Source organism: Azoarcus sp. DD4, assembly GCF_006496635.1.
Lineage (GTDB): Bacteria > Pseudomonadota > Gammaproteobacteria > Burkholderiales > Rhodocyclaceae > Azoarcus.
In genome coordinates, this window is sequence record NZ_CP022958.1 from 4,072,285 (window position 1) to 4,097,422 (window position 25,138).

23 protein-coding genes are annotated in these 25,138 nt (G+C 68.4%); 5 read left to right on the forward strand and 18 right to left on the reverse strand.

The window, feature by feature from the left end:
• The first annotated feature begins 75 nt into the window (after positions 1-75).
• The 5 genes from CJ010_RS18835 to CJ010_RS18855 all read left to right on the forward strand — a co-directional run bounded on the left by CJ010_RS18835 (position 76) and on the right by CJ010_RS18855 (position 4,651).
• The gene (locus CJ010_RS18835; protein ID WP_141019474.1) at positions 76-369 is read left to right on the forward strand and encodes a putative quinol monooxygenase; all 294 of its coding nucleotides are present in this window, start codon (positions 76-78) and stop codon (positions 367-369) included.
• 353 nt (positions 370-722) lie between these two features.
• A complete protein-coding gene (locus CJ010_RS25200) occupies positions 723-2,507 on the forward strand; it encodes a hypothetical protein (RefSeq protein WP_168224987.1) in 1,785 nt (594 codons plus the stop codon).
• Between the two features lie 71 nt (positions 2,508-2,578).
• Entirely contained in the window at positions 2,579-2,929 is a 351-nt protein-coding gene (locus CJ010_RS18845; RefSeq protein ID WP_240794410.1) for a hypothetical protein, read from the forward strand.
• A 9-nt stretch (positions 2,930-2,938) separates the two neighbouring features.
• Positions 2,939-3,643: a C39 family peptidase gene (locus tag CJ010_RS18850; RefSeq protein ID WP_141019475.1), complete on the forward strand. Its 705-nt coding sequence runs from the start codon at positions 2,939-2,941 to the stop codon at positions 3,641-3,643.
• 12 nt (positions 3,644-3,655) lie between these two features.
• The gene (locus CJ010_RS18855) at positions 3,656-4,651 is read left to right on the forward strand and encodes a hypothetical protein (protein ID WP_141019476.1); all 996 of its coding nucleotides are present in this window, start codon (positions 3,656-3,658) and stop codon (positions 4,649-4,651) included.
• Between the two features lie 73 nt (positions 4,652-4,724).
• On the opposite strand, the gene CJ010_RS18860 is transcribed toward CJ010_RS18855, so the two are convergent.
• The 18 genes from CJ010_RS18860 to CJ010_RS18945 all read right to left on the reverse strand — a co-directional run bounded on the left by CJ010_RS18860 (position 4,725) and on the right by CJ010_RS18945 (position 25,138).
• Positions 4,725-6,041, reverse strand: coding sequence for an acetate kinase (locus CJ010_RS18860; RefSeq protein WP_141019477.1), 1,317 nt, complete (start codon positions 6,039-6,041; stop codon positions 4,725-4,727).
• Positions 6,042-6,084: 43 nt separating this feature from the next.
• A complete protein-coding gene (locus CJ010_RS18865) occupies positions 6,085-7,410 on the reverse strand; it encodes a sigma-54 dependent transcriptional regulator (RefSeq protein WP_141019478.1) in 1,326 nt (441 codons plus the stop codon).
• Positions 7,411-7,897: 487 nt separating this feature from the next.
• Entirely contained in the window at positions 7,898-8,908 is a 1,011-nt protein-coding gene (locus tag CJ010_RS18870) for a hypothetical protein (RefSeq protein ID WP_141019479.1), read from the reverse strand.
• A complete protein-coding gene (locus CJ010_RS18875; protein WP_141019480.1) occupies positions 8,905-9,609 on the reverse strand; it encodes a hypothetical protein in 705 nt (234 codons plus the stop codon). The genes CJ010_RS18870 and CJ010_RS18875 overlap by 4 nt, the downstream gene beginning before the upstream one ends.
• A 527-nt stretch (positions 9,610-10,136) precedes the next feature.
• The gene (fdhF, locus tag CJ010_RS18880) at positions 10,137-12,899 is read right to left on the reverse strand and encodes a formate dehydrogenase subunit alpha (protein ID WP_141019481.1); all 2,763 of its coding nucleotides are present in this window, start codon (positions 12,897-12,899) and stop codon (positions 10,137-10,139) included.
• Positions 12,896-14,611 (reverse strand): NAD(P)H-dependent oxidoreductase subunit E, encoded by a 1,716-nt coding sequence (locus tag CJ010_RS18885; protein ID WP_141019482.1) that lies wholly within the window; start codon positions 14,609-14,611, stop codon positions 12,896-12,898. The genes fdhF and CJ010_RS18885 overlap by 4 nt, the downstream gene beginning before the upstream one ends.
• Positions 14,612-14,943: 332 nt before the next feature.
• Entirely contained in the window at positions 14,944-16,470 is a 1,527-nt protein-coding gene (gene paaH / locus CJ010_RS18890) for a 3-hydroxyacyl-CoA dehydrogenase PaaH (RefSeq protein ID WP_141019483.1), read from the reverse strand.
• Between the two features lie 74 nt (positions 16,471-16,544).
• A complete protein-coding gene (locus tag CJ010_RS18895) occupies positions 16,545-16,712 on the reverse strand; it encodes a rubredoxin (protein ID WP_141019484.1) in 168 nt (55 codons plus the stop codon).
• A 55-nt stretch (positions 16,713-16,767) separates the two neighbouring features.
• Entirely contained in the window at positions 16,768-17,748 is a 981-nt protein-coding gene (locus tag CJ010_RS18900) for an NADPH:quinone oxidoreductase family protein (RefSeq protein WP_141019485.1), read from the reverse strand.
• A gap of 16 nt (positions 17,749-17,764) precedes the next feature.
• Positions 17,765-18,580, reverse strand: coding sequence for an enoyl-CoA hydratase/isomerase family protein (locus tag CJ010_RS18905; RefSeq protein WP_240794411.1), 816 nt, complete (start codon positions 18,578-18,580; stop codon positions 17,765-17,767).
• Positions 18,577-19,002 carry a thioesterase family protein gene (locus CJ010_RS18910; protein ID WP_141019486.1) on the reverse strand — a complete coding sequence of 142 codons (426 nt, stop codon included), beginning with the start codon at positions 19,000-19,002 and terminating at the stop codon, positions 18,577-18,579. Before CJ010_RS18910 ends, CJ010_RS18905 begins: the two co-directional genes overlap by 4 nt.
• Positions 18,999-19,769 carry an alpha/beta fold hydrolase gene (locus tag CJ010_RS18915; protein WP_141019487.1) on the reverse strand — a complete coding sequence of 257 codons (771 nt, stop codon included), beginning with the start codon at positions 19,767-19,769 and terminating at the stop codon, positions 18,999-19,001. The genes CJ010_RS18910 and CJ010_RS18915 overlap by 4 nt, the downstream gene beginning before the upstream one ends.
• Before the next feature lies 1 nt (position 19,770).
• Positions 19,771-20,475, reverse strand: a complete 705-nt coding sequence (locus tag CJ010_RS18920; protein WP_141020779.1) for an ABC transporter ATP-binding protein — start codon at positions 20,473-20,475, stop codon at positions 19,771-19,773.
• Positions 20,476-20,551: 76 nt separating this feature from the next.
• Positions 20,552-21,358 (reverse strand): ABC transporter ATP-binding protein, encoded by an 807-nt coding sequence (locus CJ010_RS18925; RefSeq protein ID WP_205754820.1) that lies wholly within the window; start codon positions 21,356-21,358, stop codon positions 20,552-20,554.
• A complete protein-coding gene (locus CJ010_RS18930; RefSeq protein ID WP_141019488.1) occupies positions 21,351-22,331 on the reverse strand; it encodes a branched-chain amino acid ABC transporter permease in 981 nt (326 codons plus the stop codon). Before CJ010_RS18930 ends, CJ010_RS18925 begins: the two co-directional genes overlap by 8 nt.
• A gap of 6 nt (positions 22,332-22,337) precedes the next feature.
• Positions 22,338-23,204, reverse strand: coding sequence for a branched-chain amino acid ABC transporter permease (locus tag CJ010_RS18935; RefSeq protein WP_141019489.1), 867 nt, complete (start codon positions 23,202-23,204; stop codon positions 22,338-22,340).
• A gap of 183 nt (positions 23,205-23,387) precedes the next feature.
• The gene (locus CJ010_RS18940; RefSeq protein WP_141019490.1) at positions 23,388-24,572 is read right to left on the reverse strand and encodes an ABC transporter substrate-binding protein; all 1,185 of its coding nucleotides are present in this window, start codon (positions 24,570-24,572) and stop codon (positions 23,388-23,390) included.
• A 68-nt stretch (positions 24,573-24,640) separates the two neighbouring features.
• Positions 24,641-25,138 carry a hemerythrin domain-containing protein gene (locus CJ010_RS18945; protein WP_141019491.1) on the reverse strand — a complete coding sequence of 166 codons (498 nt, stop codon included), beginning with the start codon at positions 25,136-25,138 and terminating at the stop codon, positions 24,641-24,643.

Consider the following 25,138-nt stretch of genomic DNA (forward strand, 5'->3'; position numbering starts at 1 on the left):
TGCATTACGGGTGGCGCCATGCAATGCGTATGGCGTATCGTAGCGCGGATACAGCCACCCTCCGCGAGAACGCCGATGCCCGCCCCTGTCCGCAAGATCGCCCGAATCGCCGGCAAGCCCGGCCGCGCCGCCGAATTGCGCGCCGCACTCCTCACCCTGGAAACAGCCACCCGCGCCGAAGCGGGCTGTCGCGAATTCGTCTTCTACCAGGCCCTGAGCTGCGACGACAGTTTCGTGCTGCTGGAACACTTCGACGACGACGCCGCCTTCCGCATGCACCTGCAGCTGCCGCACACCCAGGCCTTCTTCGCCGCGCAGCTGGTCGACAAGGTCCAGGCCTTCGACCTGCCGCCGCCGGACGGGGCCTGAAGCACGCACAGCCATGGGGCGGATGCGGGCGCTGCGTCCGCCCTCCTGCCGGCCCACTGTATCAGCATCGTTACACCCCGCCTGCGACCGCGCACTCCCGCGGATCCACCGGCTGCAAGCGCGTGTTGCCACCACGGCCGCGGCCGGCTGCCGCCGGACTGCCGGCCGCGCTGTAACAAGTCTGAACACTTTTCTCCTCCATCCCGCCCGGCGCCGCCGCACCGGCCCGGCCGTTCGCGCCGAAACCCAGCACTGCTGCGGCTCTCCGGCGGCTGGTACGGGAGTTGCGCTTCACTCTCGCTGAGGCGGGATACCCTTCCCTGCCCTCACACCTGTCAGTGGAGGAGAACACCATGAAACACAGTCTGCTCACCAGTGCGATCGCGCTCGCCTTCGGATTTGCCGCCCAGGCCTGGGCAAACCCGACGATCACGATCGAGAAGAAAGCCGACAACACGGGCGCACTCTCGGCCACCGCAACGTCGACACAGAGCGGTAGCGGCGCCGAAGCCAACGAGTATTCGAAGGCTTACCAGGACAACAGCCAGTACTCGGACAGCAGCAACAATTCCGACAACCGCAACAACTCCGACCAGAAGAACGACAAGAGCGTAGGCGACAACCGCGACAACAAGGGCATGGCGCTTGCCAAGGACTACGGCAATGCGGCGGCGAACAACGGTTCGACGGCGACCTCGAACCTCAACAACTCCTTCAACAAGACCCACGTGGTCGCGCTCTCCAAGCTCGAAGGCACGGTCTCCCACATCAAGGTTCATGGCCTTGGCAACGTGGTGAGCAACTACGGTAACGCCAATGGCGGTGACGGTGGCAAGGCCTACGGCGGCGACGGCGGCAAGGCCTCTGGCGGCGATGCCAAGGGTGCCAACGGCGGTGACGGCGGCAAGGCCTACGGCGGCAACGGCGGCGACGGTGGCAATGGCGCCAAGGCCTGGGGCGGTGATGCCGACAGCGGCAAGGCCTACGCCGGCGGCGGCGGCAATGCCAAGGGTGGCAGCGCCGATTCCGGCTACCTGAGCGGCGGCAGCGGCGGCGACGGCGGCAACGCCAGGAACGCCAAGGCCGGTGGTGGCGGCGACGCCACGGCGAGCAGCGGCAAGGCGTCGGCATACGACAAGGCCATCGCCGGCGACGGCAAGGGCTACGCGGGCGGCGCGAAGGCCTCCGGCGGCGATGCCCACGCCATGGATTCCGCCAGCGGCGGCAACGCCAAGGGCTACGGCGGTGACGCATGGAGCGGAGCCAAGGCCGATGCCGGCGGCTCCGGCGCCACCAGCAAGGCCGGCGGCAGCGGTGCCGACAGCGGCAGCGCCGACGGCGGCAGCAGCTGGGCCAAGGCCTGGGATGCCACGGCGAAGGCACGGCGCACCGACAACAACGGTTCGGTCTCGCCGCAGGCGACCAATACCGCCACCTCGACTGCCGGCGCCGGCGGCACCGGCGGTGCGGCAACATCGGCCGGCGGCACGTCCGGCGCGGCGACCTCCAGCGGCGGCACCAACACCCAGACGGCAACGTCCGCGGGCGGTGCGGGTAGCGGCACCGGTGGCGCGGCGACCTCGGGCGGCTCGACCTCGACGGCGGGCGCGGCCACCGCGAGCGGCGGCACCAACACCTCCAGCGGCGGTTCGGCCACCTCGAGCGCCTCGGCGACCTCTGGCAGCAGCACCGCCAGCGGCGGCGGCGGCGGCACGGCGAGCAACACCGCGGGCAACGGTGCGGCCGGCGGTTCGGCCACCAGCGGCAGCGCATCCGGCGGCAGTGCCACCGGCGGTGCGGGCGGCGTGGCCTCCAGCGGCGCGGCCAACGGCGGCGCGGCCAACGGCGGCAGCGGCGGTGCCGGCGGCTCCGGCCAGGGTGGTCAGGGTGGTGCCGGCGGTGCCGGCGGCACGGTGACCGCGGGCGCGGCAACCGGCGGCTCCGGCCAGGGCGGCAGCGGCGGTGCCGGCGGCGCGGGCGGTTCGATCGCCCTCGACGCGGGAACCTTCAACATGTCCAACACCATCAGCGGCAGCTTCACCAACGGTGCCGGCATCATCATCAATGCGCAGAACACCGGCATTGGTGCCCTGGTGCAGCAAAGCGCCAACGTGCAGGCCAACCTGACCGTCAGGTAAGCCTCTCCGGCACGCGGCGGGCGGCGCAAGCTGCCCGCCCGGCCTGTAGCACATGCTGTAGGAGGCAGACCATGAGACCCGAACTGTCCATGATCGCCCTGGGAATTGCACTAGCGGTGACTTGCAGCTCGCCTTCCACTGTGCATGCGGAAGAGAGCACGGGCGGCCTTGCCGGACTGGGCGGCAAGGTGGTGACTGCCGACGCGCTGGCCGATCTGCGCGGCGGCGCCGATGCCCACCTGAGCGAAATCCGCGCACTCGGCTCGGTGCGCGAGGTCCAGGCGCAGGACGTCGTCACCGGCTACAACATCGTCTCGGAGGGTGCGCTCGCCGGCACATCCGGCATGCCGATGTTCATCCAGAACACGGGCAACGGCGTACTCATCCAGAACGCCGTGATCCTCAACGTCGAGCTGCAGTAGGAGGACGCGATGCGGCGCTCGTCACCCTTGCGCCGATTCTTCCCGACCGTCGTGGCGGCAGGGCTGTTTCTTGCCGCCGCGACGGCCTTTTCCGACAACCTGCGCATGGTCGCGCCGCTGGGCGGTTCGCTGAACATCCCCACGGTCAGCCTGCGCGAAGCGCGTTTCCTGACCACCTTGCGCCAGCAGTACGACTTCTCCTGCGGATCGGCGGCGGTGGCCACGCTGCTGACCCATCACTACGGCCACAGCGTGTCCGAGGCACAGGTGTTCCAGACCATGTACGAACATGGCGACAGGGAAAAGATCAAGCGCGAAGGCTTCTCCATGCTCGACATGAAGCGCTATCTCGACCATCTCGGTTTTGCCACCGACGGCGTCGAAGCCGGCCTGGACCAGCTCAATGCCGCGGGCATCCCCGCGATTGCGCTGATCCAGGAGCACGGCTATGCGCACTTCGTGGTCATCAAGGGCCTGCGCAATCGCGACGTACTGCTCGGCGATCCTGCCCTTGGCACCCGTGTGGTGGCGCGTGCCGACTTCGAGCGAAACTGGACCAACGGCATCCTGCTGGTGGTGAACAATCGCGTCGAGCTCGCCCGCTTCAACCAGGAGGCCGACTGGCGCGTCCGCCCGCGGGCACCGCTGGCGCGCGGCCTCGACCGCAACGTCGCCGACGTGCAGCTCTTGCAGCGCGGTCCGTGGGACCACTGAGGAATGCACGTCATGCAAGCGGCCCGCATCACCCTGTTGTTGAGCGCCACCGCAGCCCTGGGCATCGGTGCCGCACGCGCGCTGGTGGACGATGAAATCGTCCCACAGGCCGGCAGCGCCGGAGACGGCGGGCACAGCGTCATGACAGCGGCCGCGCCGGCGGCCTTGTTCGACGCCTTCCGGCCCGCGGGCTGCGCCAGCGGCGAAGCGCCGCCGGCCGAACTGCTCGCCCTCGGCGACTGGCCGCTGGACAGCGCCGGCACCTGCACCGGGCATGTGGAGCCGGCGCAGGTCGCCGACGCCACCATCACGCCGATACGGACGCTGGCCGAGGTCGTCGAGGCCGACATCCGGAGCCCGCGCGAGATTCTCGACAGCTATGGCGACACGCCCATCCCGGCCCCCCGTCACGAAGCCGACAGCACGCCCGCCGTCTATGGCGACCTCGGCCCCGGACCGGCACCGGCGGATACGAGCACCGACTACGGCGACCTCGCCCCGGCGCAGCACAGCATCGCCGGCAATCGGCGGGTGCCGCTGCCCAGCTCCCCGGCCCCCGTTCCGCGCCCGCTGCGCCCCATCCAGCTGACGGAGGCGCCGGTCGTCAACGAGGCCAAGCTGGACACGCTGCGCGGCGGCTTCGAGACGCCTTCCGGCCTGCGCGTCTCCTTCGGCATCGAGCGTGCGGTCTATGTGAATGGCGTGCTCGCCAGCGTCACCACGGTCAAGCTCGCCGAATTGGGCAATCTGAGCGGGCGCGGCGCGGCCCCGGTTGCGCTGACCGAAGGCGCGACCATCGCGGTGATACAGAACGGCCCCAACAACAGTTTCTCCTCCACCGGTCTCGCCTCCGGCGCGCTCGCCACGGTCATCCAGAACTCGCTCGACAACCAGACCGTCCGTGCCGTCACCACCATCAACGCAACCGTGAACAGCGTGGAATTGCTGCGTAGCGGCCAGATGATGCAGTCGGTGCGCGACACCATGGTGCATTCGCTGATGCGTTAGCCGCGCACCATCACAAAGAAAGATGCCCGGGCAACCCCGGGCATCTTCCTCCCCCTCCACGCCCCCCTGAAGATCAGAGCGAAATCGGCATGCGCAGCGTGAGTTGCAAGTCCGGCGTGTCGCGCGTGACGCCGATGCCCAGCGACAGATTCATCGAGTTGCCGGAGTTCAGACGATAGGAGTAACCCATCAGCAGGGTGCCGAGCTGCACCCGCACCGATCCCGGCGCTGTGCGCCCGTCTATCTTCACCTTGCCGACCGACTGGTGGTCGTAGCCGATGCTGAAGGACGAGCGATCGTTCAGCGCCAGCCCCATGCCGAAGTTGAAGCCGATCACCCCGCCGGGCTCCACGTCGCCGATGAAGCGATCCTCGCCATCGGTCTTGGCCTTGACATTGCTGCGCTTGATGCTGTGCTGGTAGCTGACGCCGCCGAAGAACACCGCGGGATCGGACGGGATCAGCACGGTCAGGCCGGGCGTGAAGGTGTAGAAGCCGGAACCGGTGGGCAGCTCGGTCTGCAGGCCGCCTTCGCGCGCACCCGGTACGAAGATGGTCTCCACCTCGAACGGGTCCTTGCCCGTGCGCGTCTTGAAGCGCAGCGAAGCGATGTAGTAGGGACTGTCGCCGCCGCCGTCGTTCAGCTGGTAGCGGCCGGTCAGTTCGACGTCGCCCAGGCCCTTGCCGTCGGCATCGAAGACCCGCTCGTCGGCCGTCCCGGTGAAGACCTCCCGGCTGATACTGGTGTCCGAGCGGTAGACCCAGGGCACCTTGGCCTCGAGTTCGAAACGGTTGGTGATGCCGCGCCGCACAGTGAGGGCGGCGGTAAAGGTGTTGCGCTTGACCTCGCGCACGTCGATCAGGCCGATGAGGATGGCGGGGATCACCGTGTAGCCGACCAGCGCCACGCGATTGCTCGACGAGTAGGCGTACTGCAGCGACGGCTCCACGATCCACTTGCCCGGCGGCGTCAGCACACCGGGCGTCTCGAAGATGGTCACCACCTCGCGCTGGCGCGTATCGCGCGAAGGTTCCGGCGCCTGGCCCACCGGCTGCTGCGCCGAGGGTTCGGCCTGCCCCTGCCGGGCGACCGTCTGCGCGGCGGGCGCCTGCGCGGGTGCCGCTCCGCTGTCGGCCGTCGCCGGCCCGCGGCCGCGCATGCCGCCCAGCGTTCGGCGCAACTCGTCCAGCGCCGCCTCCTGGCGGGCGAGATCGGCCTTGAGGGAGTCGATCTGGCGGTTCTGGGCCTCGATCTGCTGCTGCATGTGCAGCATCCGCGGCGCATCGCCGGCCTCTTCGGCCAAGGCCGAGCCGGGCGCCGCGGCCAGCATGATGCAGGTACCCAGCCCGGGCCCCAGGGTCCGTGCGGTACGCGTCGACGTCAGCTTCATACGCTCCCTCCCCTACTGGACGGCGCTACGCGCCGCATTGCAGTCAAAGAACGATCTTCAGGCGATCGATCATGCGGTACAGCGTCACGCGCGATATGCCGAGCTGGCGCGCGGTCTCGGATACATTGTTCTGGCACTTCTTGAGGCTGGATTCGATCATCTCGCGCTCGACCAGGGCGCGCGCCTCGTCCAGCGTCGCCCCGTTGCCTTCCACCGCCGCCAGGCCGAGGTCCGCCGCGCTGATGAAGCGGTTCTCGCTCATGATCATGGCCTGCTGCACCCGGTTGATGAGCTCGCGCACGTTGCCCGGCCAGTCGTGGGCCTCCATCGCCAGGCTGGCTTCGGCGCTGAAACCGCGGACCTGGGGACTGCGCTGCTCCTCGTTGTTCGCATAGACCAGCTGCGCCAGCAGCACGATGTCGTCGCGCCGGTCGCGCAGCGCCGGCACCGGCAGGTGCAGCACGTTCAGGCGGTAGTAGAGATCCTCGCGGAAGCGCCCCTCCGCCACGGCCCGCTTGAGATCGACGTGGGTCGCCGCGATCACCCGCACGTTCATCCGCAGCCGCTCGGTGCCGCCGACGCGGACGATGGTCTTCTCCTGCAGGAAACGCAGCATGCTGGCCTGCAGATCCAGCGGCAGGTCGCCGATTTCGTCGAGGAAGAGCACGCCGTTGTTGGCCGCCTCGATGTTGCCGATCTTGCGCTGGTGCGCGCCGGTGAAGGCGCCGCGCTCGTAGCCGAATAGCTCGGAATGGATCAGGTTGGCCGGGATCGCGCCGCAGTTCATCGCGATGAAGGGCCCTTTCGCCCGCGCCGAATGCTGGTGGATCGCATGGGCGACCAGTTCCTTGCCCGTGCCCGACTCGCCGCCTATCAGGACCGGCGCATCGACGGTGATGACCTTTTCGATCTGCCGGAAAAGCTGCTGCATCCGGGCGCTGCGCCCGGTCATTCCGAAGCGCCCCTCGGCGGCGGGATGCGGTTCGGTCCTGGCGCCCAGCGTCGCCTTGCCGTACGCGTGGCCCAGCGTCACCAGCAGGCGTTCGCGATCGAGCGGCAAGGAATGGAAATCGTAGAAATTGCGCCGCAGCAGGGGCGCCAGGCCGGCGCTGTCGAACAGGCCGCGCTGCAGGATGGCGATCCACTCCACGTCGAAGCGCGCCAGCAGCGTCTCGATCTCGCGGCCCGGCCACGACGTTTCGTGGTCGAACGCGACCAGCCCCACCGGCGGCGCTGCCAGCGTCAAGGCCTTGCGCGCCGCCTCCAGCGTCGCCACCACCTGGAAATCCCAACCCGCGAGTTGCAGATGTTCGAGCGCATCGCACACCGCGCCGGAACAATCGAGCAACAAGCCTTTCCGGACAAGCATCGACCAAAGTCCTCAGGTCCAGATCTCGACCTCAAGTTCATCGTCGGAAAGCGCGTTGCCCGTGCCAAAAATCTGCAGCCGTCCATCATGAATGTTCGGACGGCTGCAGCAAGACACCCGGGGATTCGAAACGCCCTCCCTCCTTTCCCTTTGTGCGTACGCGCACTGGGCTCTCCGGCCCGGCTTCATCCACACTCGTGATGTGTTATAGGCATAAGCGCAAGTATGCGCAAAGTGTTTCAGCGGCTATCGTTCCCCAAATCGGGAAGTCGCAAAAAGTGAATTTACGAGATAGAATTAATTCTTAATTAACAAGAAACTAGAATAAATTTCACGATCCGTGAATTAGTTCCTTGTCTATTCTTTTTGTCATAAGTCGACATATCGAAAAGATCTGTCGGGCCGGGCATGTCGCGTCACGAAATACCCAACCGCCATGTCCGCCGGACTCCCCCGCAGCGCGCAACATGTCCGGCAGCCCCGCGCCTCAGGCACGCGCCACGTGCAGATACACCAGGGTCTGGTTGAGCAGCTGGTAGGCCACCTCGCCGAAGGTGATCGGGCCGAAGAAATTGCCCGCCCGCCGACCTTCCAGCCCGCCGTGCACATAGTTGAGGATGCAGTTGCAAGCGAAATCCGCCCGTGCCCCGGCGGGTAATGCCGCCTGCAGCGCGGCCGGATAGTCGGCCACCGGCGCCGCCAGCCGGTAGACCACGTCGTCGAACACCGGCGCGTAGAACTCGACGCAGCCGTCGGCGGCATTGATGCCCTTGAACGACACGTTCACGCGCGCGCCGCAGTAGTCGGCCACCAGCGGCAGGCGCAGGTCGGCGCCGCTGCGCTGCAGCCAGGCGGCGAAGTCCTGCTCGACGCCATCGACCAGGCAGCGCGCGGCAGAGAAGCCGGTTTCCGGAAAGCGCAGCTCCGCCCCGGCGGCGGGCTGCATCACGTTGACGATCTCGACGGTGGCGTAGTCCTCGTCGGCCAGCGCCACATGGATCGCCACCGCATGCTCCGGCGAGAAGCGGCCGCTGAGGCCGTCGACCACCAGCGGTTCGACCCGCCCCAGCTCGTCGAGATGCACGCCGGCCACCCAGCCCGCCACCGGCTTGACGAACATGTCCTCGAAATCCGGCGCGCGCCGGGCATACAGCGAATGCACCGCAGAGAAGGCCGGGATGATGAGCAGGGTGTAGCCGTTGGCCGGCGCGTCGACGCACAGGCCGGCGATGCCCACGGTGTCGTAGAGGCGGATGTCGGCGGCGACGCCGGGCAGCGCGGTCACGAACACCCGGTCGCGGCTGACCTGCCCGCCCGCCTCGTCCATGAAGTAGGGGATCGTCCCGCCTATCCAGTTGCCGCGCGGCAGCGCGCGCAGGCAGGCTTCGTCGCCGGCGATCGACAGCAGCGCGCCGCTGGCGATGCGCTGCGCCGCTTCGGCCACGGTGAGCAGGCGGCCGCCGTGGCCGGCGGCGAAAGTGTCGGCAGTGGCGTTCATGCGCCCTCCCGCAGCTGGGCCAGCTCGTGCGACAGCGCACGCTCGTTGCGGACGAAATAGCGATGCAGCTCGCGCACCTTCAGCGCCCGTACCTCGGCATCGGTGATGAGTGCGAACTGGGCCCGGCTGCGCCCGAGCAGCAGCTTGAGCGCCAGCACCCGCACGTCGATGTCCTGCTGCCCTTCGAGCAGCGCCGGCCACACCGGATGATCCGGCGGCGGCACCGCGGAATCGGCAGATGTGGCCGCGACCGGCAGCGCCTCGCCCTCGCCGCTGCCGCCCTGCCTGCCGGTATCGAGCGCCAGGCGGTAGCGCCAGACCTCGGCCAGCGGCAGATTCAGCAAAGTGCAGATGTGCTCCAGGCTGACGCCTTCGCGGAACAACGCGAAGATCTGCCGGGTGAGCGCGCGGGTGAAGGGCAGGTCCTCCTCCCCCGCCCAGCCGAAGCGCGACAGGTCCGCCCCTTCCGGCACCGCCACCTTCAACTGGACGCGCCAGTCGCCGACATTGACGTGGCGCCAGTCCATCTCGCGCTCGTGTGCGGCCGGCGTGCGGCGGCCGCGGCCGAACCAGCCGCGCGGCTGCTCGACCCCGACATGGACCACCATCTCGCGCAGCCGCGCCGCCATATCCACGCCGCGCACCGCCCACGGCTCCTCCAGGCCGAGCAGATGTCCGAGCACCATCCGCGCATCCGTCATGTCGCCACTCCCGCGTGATTACGATCCGGGCGACGGGGCAACGCTCATGCCAGTTGCACAGCTCCACGGCATGGCGCAGGGCAGCATCGGGAGATCATGGTGAATCGGCTGCGGACCGCCGCAAGGTGCGCTGCACGCCTGCTGCTGGGCAGCAAAACCGGGGGTGTTTCAAAGCGGAACGTTGTGGAGCAGGAGGGTGGGTAGGGGTGTGGCATAACGGAGCGGCTGGGGTGCTCACGTGGTTCGCATTGGGGGCGCATGGATTCGGGCGAAATCAGGGTGAGGCTGGGTCACCTAGGCGGTGCGAGACTCACCGGTTTTTCCCCCTCCCCTTCAAGGGGAGGGTTGGGGTGGGGATGGGGTTAGGTGCAGCGCGCACTCCAACCCCATTCCCTTCCTAACCAGTAGTCTCGGCTCCGCCTCGCCGCTACGCAGGCTGCGAGCAGTGCTCGCAGAAACCCCTGCTTCGCCCCCCTTGAAGGGGGAGGAACGGCGTCTTCCTGACGGGTAGCCTCGACTCAGCCCCCTCAAGCCCCCACCGGCACCCCCACCCTCAACGCGCAGTACTTGAACTCCGGGATCTTGCCAAAGGGGTCCAGCGCCGGCTGGGTCAGCAGGTTGGCCGCGGCCTCCACATAGCAGAAGGCCATGAACACCGAGCCCGGCTGCACGCCCTCGTCGGCGCGCGCTTCCAGTTCGATGTGGCCGCGCCGCGTCTCCAGCACCACCCGGCCGCCGGAAGCCACGCCGAGGCGGGCGAGATCGGCCGGATGCATGCCGCACCAGGGCACCGGATCGAGCGCGTCGAGCACGTCGGCGCGGCGCGTCATCGAGCCGGTGTGCCAGTGCTCCAGCACGCGGCCGGTGATCAGCACCATCGGGAACTCGGAATCCGGCAGCTCGGCCGCGGGCAGCGGCGTCGCCGGCACGAAACGGCCGCGACCGGTCGCAGTGGGGAAATCCGCCTGGAACAGCACCGGCTGCGAGGGCTGGTCCACCGCCACCTTGGGCGCCACCACCGCGCCCTCGCCTTCCAGCGCCGCCCAGGTGATGCCCGCATAGCTCGGCATCGCCTGAGCGAGTTCGGCGAACACCTCGTGCGGGCCGGCGTAGTCCCAGGCCAGGCCGAGGCGCTTTGCCATTTCCTGGATCACCCACCAGTCCTGGCGCGCCTCGCCCGGCAGCGGCAGCACCGGCCGCGCGAGCTGCACCAGGCGGTCGGTGTTGGTGAAGCTGCCGGCTTTCTCGTAGAGCGAGGACGCCGGCAGCACCACGTCGGCCAACATCGCGGTCTCGGTGAGGAAGATGTCCTGCACCACCAGGTGTTCCAGGTTGGCGAGCCCCTCGCGCGCATGGCCGAGGTCGGGGTCGGACATCGCCGGGTTCTCGCCCTCGATGTACATGCCGTGGATGCGCCCTTCGCAGGCGGCGTCCATGATCTCGACCACGGTGAGGCCCGGCTCGGTGGGCAGCGGCTGGCCCCACAGCGCCTCGAAGCGGGCGCGCACTTCGGGGTCGGCCACCTTCTGGTAGTCCGGCAGCATCATCGGGATGAGGCCCGCGTCGGACGCCCCCTGCACGTTGTTCTGGCCGCGCAGCGGATGCAAGCCGGTGCCGGGGCGACCGATCTGGCCGGTCATCAGCGCGAGCGCGATCAGGCAGCGCGCGTTGTCGGTGCCGTGGGTGTGCTGCGACACGCCCATGCCCCAGAAGATGATGGAATTCGGCCCTTTTGCGTAGGCGCGGGCGACCTCGCGCACGGTGTCGGCGGCGATACCAGTGATGGTCGCCATCCGCTCCGGCGGATACTGCAGCGCGGCCTCGCGAAAGGCGTCGAAGCCTTCGGTACGGCGGGCGATGAAGTCGGCGTCGATCAGTCCTTCCTCGATGATCACGCAGGCCATGGACAGCAGCAGCGCGACGTCGGCATCCGGGCGGAACTGCATCACCCGCCAGGCATGGCGCGCGAGCGGCGTCTGGCGCGGGTCCATCATCACCAGCTTCATGCCGCGCTCGGCGGCATTCTTGATGAAGCTCGCCGCCACCGGATGGTTGGCGGAGGGATTGGCGCCGATGACGATGGCGAGGTCGGCGAATTCCACATCGCGCACCGGGTTGGAGACCGCGCCCGAGCCGATGCCTTCGAGCAACGCCGCCACCGAGGAGGCGTGGCACAGCCGGGTGCAGTGGTCGACGTTGTGGGTGCCGAAGCCGGTGCGCACCAGCTTCTGGAACAGGTAGGCCTCCTCGTTGCTGCCCTTGGCCGAGCCGAACCCGGCCAGCGCCTGCGGCCCATGCTCGCGCTTGATGCGCGCCAGCCCGCCGGCGGCGAAGTCCAGCGCCTCTTCCCAGCTCGCCTCGCGAAAGGCGGCGAGCGGGTTGGCCGGGTCGAGGTTCACGCCCTTGGGGATGCCGGGCTTGCGGATCAGCGGTACGGTGAGGCGTTCGCGGTTGCGGCTGTAGCTGAAGCCGTAGCGGCCCTTGACGCACAAGCGCCCGGCATTGGCCGGGCCATCGCGGCCTTCGGCGAAGACGATCTTCTGGGAAGCGCCCTCGCCGGCGACGTGGTAGGTGACCTGGCAGCCGACGCCGCAGTAGGGGCAGAGGGAGTCGATCTGGCGGGTGGGAGTGTAGGTGGCGGGTGCCGGCGCCTGCACCGGCTTGGCGACCGCCGGCGCCAGCGCCCCCGTCGGACAGGCCTGCACGCACTCGCCGCAGCCCACGCAGGTCGAGGTCCCCATCCCCACGTCCAGATCGAACACGATCTTCGATTCCGCCCCGCGATGCGCGTAGCCGATCACATCATTCACCTGGATCTCGCGGCAGGCGCGCAGGCAGCGGTTGCACTGGATGCAGGCGGCGAGGTTCACCGCAATGCCGGGGTGGCTGCTATCCGCCGCCGGCTGTTCGCGCGGTGCGAAGCGGCTCTCGCCGACGCCGAGCTGGTCGCACCAGTAGGCCAGTTCCGAATCCGCCTTTTCGGCTTCAACCGGCACGTCGGCGCGCAGCAGCTCCAGCACCATGCGCTGCGAGGCGCGGGCGCGCTGGCTGGCGCTCTGCACCTTCATGCCGGGCTTGGGCGCGCGGCAGCAGGACGGCGCCAGCACACGCTCGCCGTCGATCTCGACCACGCAGGCGCGGCAGTTGCCGTCGGCGCGCAGGCCGTCGGTGTAGCACAGGTGGGGAATGTCGACGCCGGCGCGGCGGGCGGCGAGCAGGATGGATTCGCCGGGCGCGGCTTCCACCGCGCGGCCGTCGAGTTCGAAGGCAATGGTGTCGGGGGCGTTCATGCTGCGCCCTCCTTCTGTTCGCGTGCGCCCACTGCGCCGACTTCCTGCGGGAAGTAGCGCAGCACCGAGCGCATCGGGTTGGGCGCGGCCTGGCCGAGGCCGCAGATCGAGGCGTCCATCATCGCGCTGCCGAGTTCGTCGAGCAGGCCGGCATCCCACTTGGGCGCGGCCATCAGGTCGGCGGCCTTGGCGGTACCGACGCGGCAGGGCGTGCATTGGCCGCAGGACTCGTGGGCGAAGAAGTGCATCGCGTTCTCCGCCAGCACGCGGGCCTTGTCGTGCTGCGAGAACACCACGATCGCCGCCGAGCCGATGAAGCAGCCGTAGGGCGCCAGCGTGTCGAAGTCCAACGGCACGTCGGCGAGGCTGGCGGGCAGGATCCCGCCCGAGGCGCCGCCGGGGAAATAGCCGTACAACTCGTGCCCCGGCAGCATGCCGCCGCAGTGCTCGTCGACCAGCTGGCGCAGGGTGATGCCGGCATCGGTGACGACCACGCCGGGCTTCGCCACCCGGCCGCTCACCGAAAAGCTGCGCAGCCCGCGGCGGCCGTTGCGGCCGCGGCCTTCCAGCCACTGCGCGCCCTGCACCAGGCCGGCGGTGACGATGTCGCGCACCCACCACAGGGTTTCCGGGTTGTGCACCAGGGTCGGCCGGCCGAACAGGCCCACCTCCGCCACATAGGGCGGGCGCAGCCGCGGCATGCCGCGCTTGCCTTCGATGGATTCGATCATCGCCGACTCTTCGCCGCAGATGTAGGCGCCGGCGCCGCGGCGCAGCTCGATGGGCGGCAGATCGGGCCACGCCGCGCGCAGCTTGTCGAGTTCGGCGAGCAGCATGCGGCGCAGCGCCGGGTATTCGTCGCGGATGTAGATCCAAATCGCCGAGATGCCGACCACGCGGGCGGCGATCAGCATGCCTTCGAGGAAACGGTGCGGGTCGCGGCCGAGGTAGTGGCGGTCCTTGAAGGTGCCGGGTTCGCCTTCGTCGATGTTCACCGCCATGTTGCGCGGCGCCGGCTGCGCCATCACCGTGCGCCACTTGCGCGCCGCCGGAAAGCCGGCGCCGCCGAGACCGCGCAGGACGGCGGTATCGAGCACGCCGAGCACTTCCTCTGCGTCATGCTCGCCGCGCAGCACGGCCTCGAACAGCCGGTAGCCGCCGTCCGCGCGGTAGGCGTCGAAGTCGATGATCTCCGGCGCCGGCTCCTCACGCTCGCCGGCCGCCACCGCCGCGGCCACCTTGTCGGCATCGGCGTGCATCACCGGGTTCTGCCCGACCACCGCCACCGGCGCGCAATCGCAGCGGCCGACACAGGGCACGCGCTGCACCCGCACTTCCGCGCCGAGCCGGCCTTCGAGTTCGGCGGCAAGTTCCGGCCCGCCGTACAGCGCACAGGTGAGCGAATCGCACACCCGCACGGTCAGCGGCGGCGGCGGCGTTTCGCCGGCGCGCACCACATCGAAGTGGTGGTAGAAGGTCGCCACTTCATAGACCTCCGCCTGCGCCAGCTTCATCGCCTCGGCCAATGCGGCGAGGTGGTCGGCGTAGAGCGCGCCGTGGGCATCCTGCAGCCGGTGGAGGTATTCGATCAGGTGGTCGGCACGCGGGGTTTCGCCGGCCAGCGCGGCGTTTGCTGCGGCGCGCGCCGCCTCGGGCAAGGGCGGCCGGCCACGGCCGCGGCTGGGAGAGATCGCTCGGTTTGCTTCGGTCATGCTGTTGGTCCGTTGTTGGTGCGGGAACTGGCGGGTGACGCTGGAGGAATGAGCGGAGCTTTTGCTCGCGGGTGCAAGCCGGCGGGCTTGGGGGTTGAGAGTAGATCGCGCAGTGCCCCGGAAACCGCGAACCTTCCCGGGCCGCCCTGTTCTTCCCCCTCCCCTTCAAGGGGAGGGCTGGGGTGGGGATGGGGTTAAATACGGCGAGGAATCCAACCCCATCCCCCTCCTAACCTCCCCCTTGAAGGGGGAGGGACTAAAGGCAAAACCCTCCGCCGGCGCGGGGTAGCCGAACCGCCATCCCTCGCTCCTTCTCCCCACCTATACCCCCCTCAAAGCAACCCCCGCCTCCCATAAGCCCGCCGCTGAATCAGCGGCGACAGCCGATATCGTTCCTCGCCATAGTGCGCGCGCAGATTCGTCAGCACCCGCGCAACAAAATCCACACCCAACCGATCCGCCCAGGCCAGCGGGCCTTCCGGGTAGTTGGTGCCGTAGCGCATCGCGGTATCGATGTCGGCCGCCGTACCTATGCCTTGGACCACGCCGTCGGCAGCTTCGTTGGCGAGCATGCAGACGGTGCGCAGCGCCACCAGGCCGGCGACGTCGTCCAGCCGGCTGACCGCGATGCCGGCCGCCTGCAGCGTGCCGACCACCAGCTGCCAGGCTTCCTCGCCGCACTGGTCGGCGCGCGCCAGCGCAATGCGCGGCGTGTTGGCGTAGTCGCGGGCGAGGTCGAACAGCACCAGGTCGGGCGTGCCTTCCTCCGCGGCGCGATGGGTGGCGGTGCGGCCGTCGGACATCAGCAGGCGGGCATCGCCGATCAGCAGTTCGCCGCCGTGCGAGGGCGCGCCGGCGCAATGTTCGACCGCAATGCCGGCCGCCTCCAGCCGCGCCAGCAAGGGCGCGGCCACGCCGAGGTCGCCGCTGACCGACACCACCTTCGCCGGCGCGGCGTGCGGCTCCACCACCGGCTGCGGCTTGTCGGCGCCGTCGCGGTAGTCGTAGAAGCCCTGCCCGCTCTTGCGGCCGAGGCGGCCGGCCAGGGTCAGCTCCTGCTGGATCAGGCTGGGGGTGAAGCGCTTGTCGCCGAAATAGGCGTCGAACACCGAGCGCGTCACCGCGTAGTTCACGTCGTGGCCGATCAGGTCCATCAGCTCGAACGGCCCCATCGGGAAGTTGCAGGCTTCGCGCATGATCGCGTCCAGCGTCGCCGGGGTGGCGGCGCGTTCGGCCAGCACCCGCAGCGCTTCGGCGTAGTAGGGCCGCGCCACGCGATTTACGATGAAGCCGGGCGTGGAAGTGGCATGCACCGGCACCTTGCCCCAGGCCTTGGCAGTGTCGTACAGCACGGCCGCAATCGCCGGATCGGTGGCGAGACCGGAGACGATTTCCACCAGCGCCATGCGCGGCGCCGGATTGAAGAAGTGCAGGCCGGCGAGCTGCTGCGGGCGGGCGAGCGCCGAACCCATCGCGGTGATGGACAAGGACGAGGTATTGGTGGCGAGGATGGCGTCGGACGTCACCATCTCTTCGAGCTGGCGGAAGAGCTTCTGCTTGATCTCGAGGTTCTCGACGATGGCCTCGATCAGCAGGCCGGCGTCGGCGAGATCCTCGACACGGCTGGTGGGTTTCACCCGCGCCAGCGTGGCGTCGCAGTCGGCCTCGGCCAGCTTGCCCTTGCCGACGAGAAAGCGCAGGTCCTTCTCGATGCCGGCCTTGCCGCGCGCGACTGCCTCGGCGTTCATGTCGTACAGATAGACGGTGTGCCCGGCGCGCGCGGCGACGTGGGCGATGCCGCTGCCCATGGCGCCGGCACCGATCACCGCGACCTTGATGGAGGGAGCGAGTGCGGCCATGCGGGAATTCCTCCTGCGTGTGATGACGAAATCGGAAGGTGCGGCGGCGCCGGATCGACCGGGCCGCGGCGGACTCATTCCGGCTGGTACTGCATCCAGTTCGACTTCGGCGTGCCACAGTCGGGGCAGACGAAGTCTTCCGGCACGTCGTCCCACAGGGTGCCGGGAGCGATGCCTTCGTCGGGCAGGCCGGTCTCTTCGTTGTAGGGGAAATAGCAGGCGCTGCACTGGTATTGAGCCATGGTCGTTCTCCGTTGTGGGCGGGGTTGCCCGATTTATGTAGGTGTTGTGATTGTTTTACTGCTGCGGCAGCACGATGAGCTTGCCCGCGACCTTGCGGCCCGCGAGCGCACGCATGGCCTCGACCGCGCCGTCCAGGCCGCAGGCCGCGGTCACCGGCGGCCTGAGGCTGCCGTCGGCAAAGTGCGCCAGCACCGCCGCCACCTGGCGCGCGGCTTCCTGCGGCTCGCGCCGCATGAGTTCGTCCCAGAACACGCCCGACGCCTCGCAGCCCTTCAGCAGCAGCAGGTTGGCCGGAATGCGCGGGATCTCACCGGCGGCGAAGCCGATGATCAGCACCCGGCCGCGCCAGGCGGTGGCGCGCAGCGCGGCCTCGGTATAAGCACCACCGACGACATCGACGACGATGTCGGCGCCCTGCCCTGCGGTGGCGGCCTTGACGGCGTCCTTGAGGTCGGCGGCGGTGTAGTCGATGACGTCGTCGGCGCCGTGCTCGCGGCACAGCGCCAACCGTTCGGCGCTGCCTGCGGCGGCGATCACCCGCGCGCCGGCAGCCTTGGCGATCTGCACCGCGGCCAGGCCCACACCGCCGGCGGCGCCGAGCACCAGCACGGTTTCGCCGGCCTTGATGCGGGCACGGTCGTGCAGGCCGAACCAGGCGGTGCCGTAGGTCACCAGCCCGGCGGCGGCGGCCTCGAAGCCGACCGCATCCGGCAACGGCCAGGTCTGGCTGGCCTTGGCGCGGCACAGTTCGGCATAGCCGCCGTAGGAGGTGAAAGCACAGACGCGATCGCCCGGCCGCACATGGTTGACGCCGTCGCCCACCGCAGCGACCGTGCCGGCCACTTCGCCGCCGGGCGAGAACGGCGCCGCCGGCTTCACCTGGTATTTGCCCTGCACGATCAGGGTGTCGTAGAAGTTGATGCCGGCGGCGAAGACGCGGATGACGACTTCACCCGCCGCCGGTTGCGGGTCGGGCAGTTCGCCGACCTGCAGGACGTCGAGCGGGGCGAATTCCTGGCAGACGAGTGCGCGCATGGTCGATCTCCCCGGCTCAGAACGGCGCGTTGGGCGGAAACACCGCCGGGCGGCGTTCACGCACCGCGGCGAGGCCTTCGCGCACTTCGGGGCCGGTGAAGCCGAGCATTTCCAGCGCCACCGAGTTGTCGAAGATCGGCCCGGCCTGGCGCAGCCAGTTGTTGAGGCTGTGCTTGGTCCAGCGCAGCGCGCTCTGCGGTCCGGCGGCGAGCTTGCCGGCGATCTCCAGCGCGGTGTCCATCAGCGCGTCGGCCTCCACCGCCATCGACACCAGGCCGATGCGCTCGGCTTCCTCGCCGGAGATTTCGTTGGAGAGCAGCAGGTGGAGCTTGGCCTTGGCCATGCCGCACAAGAGCGGCCAGATCATCGCGGCGTGATCGCCGGCGGCGACGCCCAGCCGGGTGTGGCCGTCGATCAGGCGCGCGTTCTTCGCCGCAATGGAGATGTCCGCCATCAGCGCCACCGCCAGGCCGCCGCCGACCGCCGGGCCGTTGATCGCGGAGACGATGACCTTCGAGCAGTTGATCATGTTGTACACGATGTCGCGCGCCTCCTTCCAGACGCGGGCGCGGTGCTCGAAGCTCTCCACCATGTCGCCGACCAGCTCCAGCGTGCCGCCGGCGGAAAAGCCCTTGGCCTGGCCGCGCACGATCACCACCGAGATGTCCGGGTCGCGGTCGATGTCGCGCCAGATGTCGGCGAGTTCGCCGTGGCCGGCGTGGTCGGCCGCCGGCAGCTTGCCATCGCGGCCCATGACGAGTTCGACGACGCCGCGCGCGTGGCGGACGATTTCGAGGCTGGTGTAGCGGCTGTAGTCCATGCGGGCGCTCACTTCTGTTCCGGTTGTTTCAGGTAGGCGGCGAACTTCGGTCGCCAGAATTCTTCGGTGATCGGCACCGGGCGCAGCTTGTCGATGTCGGCGAGCACGATCTTGAGCCGCCCGCGCACCCGCAGCTGCTCGCCGGCCCAGGCGCCGATCTCCAGCTGCAGCGAGGCGTTGCCGATCTCCACCACCTGCAGGCGGAAGGTCAGCAGGTCGCCGTAGCGCGAGGGCGCGAGGTACTCGACCTCGAGCTTCACCATCGGGATGCCGAGGCGCATGTCTTCGTGCAGGGTGTGGAAGTCCACGCCCAGGCCCTCGGCGAACCAGTCTTCGACGACCTCGTTGAAGAGCTCGACGTAGCGCGGGTAGAACACGATGCCGGCGGGATCGCAGTGGGCGAAGCGGATGCGTTTGGGGCGGTCGTAGGTCATTGAGCGATCCTCTCCACGAACTCCACCACCGCATCGATCACCGCCTGCGGCTGGTCCTTGTGCGGCGAATGCCGGCAGTCCGCCAGCTTCACCAGCTCCACATCCTTCGCCTGTGCGTCGATGCGCTCGATCTGGTCCATCGTGCCGTACTCGTCGTCCTCGCCCTGGATCGCCATCACCGGCACCGCGATGCGCGGCAGGTATTCCTCGATGTTCCAGGCACGGAAGTCCTGGTGCAGCCAGATGTCGTTCCAGCCGCGGAACACCGCGTCTACGTCGTTGTGGTACTTGCCCAGCCGGGCCGGCAGGTCGGTGGTAGTCCAGGCGACCTTGGCCTGGGCGATGCTCTTCACCGAGATGTCTTCCACCAGCACGTGCGGCGCCATCGCGATCACGCCGGCGAGCGGGGTATCGGTGCCGCCAGCGCAGATCAGCGCGATCGAACCGCCGTCGGAATGGCCGAACAGGATGGGCCGGTCCAGATCGAGTGCGGCCAGCAGCGCCGGCAGCACCGCCAGGCCTTCGTCGTGCATGTAGCCTACCGCCCGCGGCAGCGGCGCCGGGTCGGAACGGCCGTAGCCGGCACGCGAATACACCACCGCCTCGCAGCCGGTGGCGTCGGCCACCTTCTGCGGGAAGTCTCGCCACATCGACACCGAACCCAGGCCTTCATGCAGGAACACGATGGCCGGCGCGCCCTCGCGCGGGTGGGCCGAGGGCAGGCGGACGTATTCGAGGTGGGTGCCGTTGATGTTTACCGACTTCACGTCAGACTCCCAGGTGCTTCTGGATGAGTTCGGGATTGTTGCGGACCTCTTCGCTCGGACCGTCGAACACCACCTGGCCCTTGACCACGATCATCGAACGGTCGGTGATCGAGGTTACCGCAGCGTGATTCTTGTCGACGATCACGGTGGCGATGCCGCTGTCGCGGATCTCGCGGATCACCCGCCAGATCTCGCGCACGATCAGCGGCGCCAGGCCTTCGGTGGCCTCGTCGAGGATCAGCAGGTCGGGGTTGGTCATCAGCGCGCGGCCGATGGTGAGCATCTGCTGTTCGCCGCCGGAGAGCTGGCCGCCGCCGTTGTTGATGCGCTCGGCCAGCCGCGGGAAGGTCGCCATCACCCGGTCGAAGGTCCAGTCCTGCTGGCCATCGACACCGGCGCGCGCGGCCATGTTGAGGTTCTCGCGCACCGACAGGTTGGGGAAGATGCCGCGGCCTTCCGGCACGTAGGCGATGCCCATGCGCGCGATCTTGTAGGTCGGCCCGCCGGTCATGCGCTGACCGCGCACCAGCACGCCGCCTGCGCGCGGATTGACAAAGCCGAGCAGGGTGCGGATCAGCGTGGTCTTGCCCATGCCGTTGCGGCCCATCAGGCCCAGCGCCTCGCCCTTGCAGATGTGGAAATTGACGCCGTGCAGGATGTGGCTGGCGCCGTAGTAGGTGTGGAGGCCGACGCCTTCGAGCAGCATCTCGCGCTCGTCCGCGCCCTGCTGCGCGAGTTCATGCTGCTCGGCCCCGGCAGTGCGCACGATGTCCATCGTCATCTCACTCATGTTCCGCCTCGTGTCCAAGGTAGGCCTGCTGCACGTCAGGGCTGTTGCGTATCTGCTCCGGCGTGCCCGATTCCAGCACCACGCCGTTGACCATCACGGTGATGGTGTCGGCGACCGCGAACACCGCGTCCATGTCGTGCTCCACCAGCAGGATGGCGCGGTTCTGCTTGAGCTTGTTGAGCAGCCCGACCATCTGCGCCGACTCCTCCGAGCCCATGCCGGCGAGCGGCTCGTCGAGCAGCAGCACCTCGGCGTCGGTGGCCAGCACCATCGCGATCTCGAGCTGGCGCTGCTCGCCGTGCGACATGATCCCGGCGATACGGTCCTCACGGCCGGCAAGCCCCGCCTCGACGATGGCCGCGCGGGCGCGCTCCAGGGTGTCGGACAGCCTGAGCGCGTCGGTGAAGATCCTCCACGGCCGCGGATGGCGCGACTGCGCGGCGAGCCGGCAGTTCTCCAGCACGGTGAATTGCGGAAAGATGTTGGTGCGCTGGTAGCTGCGGCCGACGCCTATCTTCGAACGCTGTGCGTTGGTCAGGCCGGTGATGTCCTTGCCCTTCAACAGAATGCGGCCCTCGGACGGCGGCAGGTCGCCCGACAGCATGTTGATGCAGGTCGATTTGCCGGCGCCGTTGGGCCCCAGCAGCGCGTGCAGCTTGCCGCGCTCCAGCGTGAGGCAGACGCCCTGGTTGGCCGCCAGGCCGCCGAAGCGGCGGGTCAGCTTGTCGGCCACCATCAGCGCCTCCCCCGTCAGGTGGGGCTGCACCGCGGCCTTGATGTCGCCGGTCATCTCACCCATGGATGCGCTCCTCCTTGAACTTCTTGTAGAGCCGGCGCGGCAGCGCCGACAGCCCGCCCGGCATGAACAGCACCGCGGCGACGATGACGCCGCCCATCAGCAGCTGCCAGTGCTTGGTCCAGCCGGAGAAGACCTCCTGCAGGCCGATGAAGGCGAAGGCGCCCACCACCGCGCCGGCCAGGTTGCCCATGCCGCCGAGGATCACCATCATCAGCACGTTGCCGGACTGGTGCCAGGACAGGTATTCCGGCGTGACGAAGCCGAACAGCACGCCGTAGAGGAAGCCCGCCACACCGGCCAGCCCGCCGGCCACGGTGAAGGCGGCCAGCTTGTAGCGGAAGGTGGCGTAGCCGAGCGACTGCATGCGGTGCTCGTTGCTGCGGATGCCGACCAGCACCTTGCCGAAAGGCGAGCGCAGCAGCAGCGTGAGGAACCCGAACACCAGCACCAGCGCCGCCACGATGAAGTAATACATGTGCAGCGGTTCGTTGAGGTCGAACGGCGCCCAGCCGGCGATCGCCGCCTCCGGCTTGAAGTTGATGTAGATGCCGTCCGAGCCGCCGCCGACCGGCGTGTCGTGGAACACGTAGTAGGCCATCTGGGCAAAGGCCAGCGTCACCATGATGAAGTAGATGCCCTTGGTCCTCAGCACGAAGATGCCGATCACGAAGGCCGCCAGCGCCGCGCCGAGCACCGCCACCGGCAGCGCGACCCACAGGCTGGCCGGATCGTACTTCGGCGTCAGCAGCGCGACCGCGTAGGCAGCGATGCCGAAATAGGCCGCATGGCCGAGGCTGACCAGGCCGGTGAAGCCCACCAGCAGGTCCAGGCTCATGGCGAAGATCGCCATCACCAGCACCTTGGCCACCATCTCGGTATAGAAGGCGGAGCCGACCAGCGGGAAGGCCAGCAGTGCGGCGAGCACCACCAGCTTGGCCACCAGCGCGCCGCGGGAATTGGATTGCGGGTTCATTGCGCCTTACCCCTTCTTGAAGATGCCTTCGGGGCGCCACAGGAGCACCACGGCCATGAGCACGTAGACCGCCAGCCCGGCGAGATCGGGCAGCAGCACCTTGCCGAAGGTGTCGGCAAAGCCGATCAGCAGCGCGGCGACGAGCGCGCCCCACACCGAGCCGATGCCGCCGATGACGACGATGACGAAGGAGATGATGAGCACGCTGGACCCCATGCCCGGATACACCGAGGAGATCGGCGCGGCCAGCATGCCGGCCAGCGCCGCCAACACCACGCCGAGCGCGAACACCGTGCGGTAGAGCAGGTTGATGTCGATGCCCAGCGCCTGGACCATGTCGCGGTCGTGGCTGCCGGCGCGGATCATCATGCCGAGCTTGGTACGCTGCATCAGCCACCACAGGCCGGCGGCGAGCAACAGGCAGACCGCGGAGATGAGGATGCGGTACACCGGATAGGACAGCGTGTCCGACAGCGGGATCGAGGCCGAGAACAGGGCCGGGATGTCGACACCGTGCACGTCGTCGCCAACCGCGAGGCTGCGCAGTTCCTCGAAGATCAGGATCAGGCCGTAGGTCAGCAGCACCTGCTCGAGGTGGTCGCGCTTGTAGAGGTGGGCGAACAGCAGCCACTCCAGCAGCGCACCGAACACGAAGGCGAGCGGGATGCCGAGGGCGATGCTGAGCATCAGGTTGCCTGTGAGGCTGGTGAGCGCGAACGCGAGGTAGGCGCCGATCATGTAGAAGCTGCCGTGCGCCAGGTTGATGATGCCCATGATGCCGAACACCAGCGTCAGGCCGCTTGCCACCAAGAACAGCAGCAGGCCGTACTGCAGCGAGTTCAGTATCTGTATCAGGAACGTCGTGAAATCCATGAGCCTTCCCCTCCGGGCGCCGCGAACGGCGTCCGGATACGGTGGGTTTGATGCGAAGGGGTTGGAATGGCGTCCATGGCGGGGACGCCCGCGGGCAAGCGTCGCCGGCCCGCCCCGGAACGCGTGCCCGGCTCCCTTGGGAGGCGAGACCGCGAAACGGGCCGGGGACGCATGCAAGCCGCCTTACATGCGGCAGCCGCGCGCCGGATCGGCGAGCTTCTTGACCGCGACGCCGACCAGCTTGTTGTCCTTGCCCTCGGCCTTGCGCAGGTAGATGTCCTGAATCGGGTTATGTGCCGACGACAGGGTGAAGGCGCCGCGCGGGCTATCCACCGTGGCCGAGCCGATCGCCTTGATGATCGCCGCCTGGTCGAGCTTGCCGCCCTTGACCGCGTCGAGACCGGACTTGAGCATCTGCGCGGCGTCGTAGCCCTGCACCGCGTAGACGTCGGGCTGCATCTTGTAGGTCATCGCATAGGCTGTGCGGAAGGCCTTGTCCTTCGGCACTTCGAGGCCGTCGGCGTAGTGCAGCGCGGTCAGCAGGCCTTCGCCGGCACCGCCCATCGCTTCGAGCGTGCCGTCGGTGAGGAAGCCGCTCGAATACAGCGGGATGCTCTTCTTGAGGCCGGCCGCGTCGTAATCCTTGACGAACTTGACGGCGCCGCCGCCGGCGAAGAACACATACACCGCCTCCGGCTTGAGCGAGGCGATCTCGGTCAGCAGGGCCTGGAACTCGACGTTCGGGAAGGGCAGCGTGAGCTGCTTGACGACCTTGCCGCCGCCCGCCTCGAAGGCCTTGGCGAAGCCGTTGGTGGCCTCTTCGCCGGCGGCGTACTTCCAGGTCAGCGTGACCGCGGTCTTGTGTCCCTTCTCGGCCGCGACCTTGCCCATGGCGTAACCCGGCTGCCAGTTGCTGAAGGACGAGCGGAAGATGTTGGGCGCGCACAGCGGGCCGGTGAGTTCGTCGGCGCCGGCGTTGGGGATGATCATCAGGGTCTTGGTGTCGCGCGCGACCTTGGCCATCGCCAGCGCAACGCCGGAGTGCACCGTACCGACCAGCACATCGACCTCGTCGCGCTTGACCAGCTTGTTGGCGTTTTCGGTGGCCTTGGCCGGATCGGACTCGTCATCGACGACGAAGTACTCGACCTCGCGGCCGGCCAGCGTGCCGCCCTGCTCGGCGACGTACTGCTTGAAGCCGTTGGTGATGGCGGTGCCGAGCGCAGCATAGGTGCCGGTGTAGGGCAGCATCAGGCCGACCTTGATCTTCTCCGCCGCATGCGCACCCAGCGGCAGCAGCGTGGCCAGGCTCAGTCCGGCCAGTGCGACCACCATGCGTGCGGCCTTGTTCTGTTGTTGCTTTTGCATCGTTGTCTCCTCCTGTTTTGATGAACGGGCGGCTTCTCCTGCCGCCCGCGGCCCTGCTTTCCAGACCCTTACCAGGCCTGGCTCCGGTTGGCCTGAAAGGCCGCGTGGATCGCTTCCCAGTCCTCGCCGGTCAGATGACGCTCGGCCAGCGGCAGGACGATTTCTTCTTCTTTTCTCATGTGGTCCCACAGGAAGGTGGCGTAGGCCTGCAGGCTGCGTTCGAAGCCTGCGAGTTCGCCACTCTCGCGGTAGGCGTTCATCGCCTTGCGCACCGAGGCCAGCAGCGTGGCGCAAACATTGTGCTGGCCTTCGAGCTCGTCGAGGATGACGTTGGCCTCGTCGCTGCGCATGCGCAGCAGACGGAACAGGTACTCGTCCTCCTTGGGGTGATGGACCCGGTCGGGAATGGTTTCAATGTAATCGAACATCGCCTGGAAGAGCGGGAAGTCGGGTTTGTCCCTACCTTCGCGCACCGCGTCCAGGTGGGCCTGCAGGCCCTTGAGCACCGCGCCCATCGACTGGTGCTCGTCCTTGATGATGGCTATCGCCTGCTGCATCGCTGTCAT

What these genes read in the sequence shown, in the direction of transcription:
- CJ010_RS18940 (WP_141019490.1), bottom strand. Translation starts at nt 24,572, where the DNA reads ATGCAAAAGCAACAACAGAACAAGGCCGCACGCATGGTGGTCGCACTG.
- CJ010_RS18925 (WP_205754820.1), bottom strand. Translation starts at nt 21,358, where the DNA reads ATGGGTGAGATGACCGGCGACATCAAGGCCGCGGTGCAGCCCCACCTG.
- CJ010_RS18910 (WP_141019486.1), bottom strand. Translation starts at nt 19,002, where the DNA reads ATGACCTACGACCGCCCCAAACGCATCCGCTTCGCCCACTGCGATCCC.
- CJ010_RS18870 (WP_141019479.1), bottom strand. Translation starts at nt 8,908, where the DNA reads ATGAACGCCACTGCCGACACTTTCGCCGCCGGCCACGGCGGCCGCCTG.
- CJ010_RS18865 (WP_141019478.1), bottom strand. Translation starts at nt 7,410, where the DNA reads ATGCTTGTCCGGAAAGGCTTGTTGCTCGATTGTTCCGGCGCGGTGTGC.
- CJ010_RS18885 (WP_141019482.1), bottom strand. Translation starts at nt 14,611, where the DNA reads ATGACCGAAGCAAACCGAGCGATCTCTCCCAGCCGCGGCCGTGGCCGG.
- CJ010_RS18850 (WP_141019475.1), top strand. Translation starts at nt 2,939, where the DNA reads ATGCGGCGCTCGTCACCCTTGCGCCGATTCTTCCCGACCGTCGTGGCG.
- CJ010_RS18920 (WP_141020779.1), bottom strand. Translation starts at nt 20,475, where the DNA reads ATGCTGCTCGAAGGCGTCGGCCTCCACACCTACTACGGCGCCAGCCAC.
- CJ010_RS18845 (WP_240794410.1), top strand. Translation starts at nt 2,579, where the DNA reads ATGAGACCCGAACTGTCCATGATCGCCCTGGGAATTGCACTAGCGGTG.
- fdhF (WP_141019481.1), bottom strand. Translation starts at nt 12,899, where the DNA reads ATGAACGCCCCCGACACCATTGCCTTCGAACTCGACGGCCGCGCGGTG.
- CJ010_RS18895 (WP_141019484.1), bottom strand. Translation starts at nt 16,712, where the DNA reads ATGGCTCAATACCAGTGCAGCGCCTGCTATTTCCCCTACAACGAAGAG.
- CJ010_RS18900 (WP_141019485.1), bottom strand. Translation starts at nt 17,748, where the DNA reads ATGCGCGCACTCGTCTGCCAGGAATTCGCCCCGCTCGACGTCCTGCAG.
- CJ010_RS18945 (WP_141019491.1), bottom strand. Translation starts at nt 25,138, where the DNA reads ATGACAGCGATGCAGCAGGCGATAGCCATCATCAAGGACGAGCACCAG.
- CJ010_RS25200 (WP_168224987.1), top strand. Translation starts at nt 723, where the DNA reads ATGAAACACAGTCTGCTCACCAGTGCGATCGCGCTCGCCTTCGGATTT.
- CJ010_RS18860 (WP_141019477.1), bottom strand. Translation starts at nt 6,041, where the DNA reads ATGAAGCTGACGTCGACGCGTACCGCACGGACCCTGGGGCCCGGGCTG.
- CJ010_RS18930 (WP_141019488.1), bottom strand. Translation starts at nt 22,331, where the DNA reads ATGAACCCGCAATCCAATTCCCGCGGCGCGCTGGTGGCCAAGCTGGTG.
- paaH (WP_141019483.1), bottom strand. Translation starts at nt 16,470, where the DNA reads ATGGCCGCACTCGCTCCCTCCATCAAGGTCGCGGTGATCGGTGCCGGC.
- CJ010_RS18835 (WP_141019474.1), top strand. Translation starts at nt 76, where the DNA reads ATGCCCGCCCCTGTCCGCAAGATCGCCCGAATCGCCGGCAAGCCCGGC.
- CJ010_RS18935 (WP_141019489.1), bottom strand. Translation starts at nt 23,204, where the DNA reads ATGGATTTCACGACGTTCCTGATACAGATACTGAACTCGCTGCAGTAC.
- CJ010_RS18875 (WP_141019480.1), bottom strand. Translation starts at nt 9,609, where the DNA reads ATGACGGATGCGCGGATGGTGCTCGGACATCTGCTCGGCCTGGAGGAG.
- CJ010_RS18855 (WP_141019476.1), top strand. Translation starts at nt 3,656, where the DNA reads ATGCAAGCGGCCCGCATCACCCTGTTGTTGAGCGCCACCGCAGCCCTG.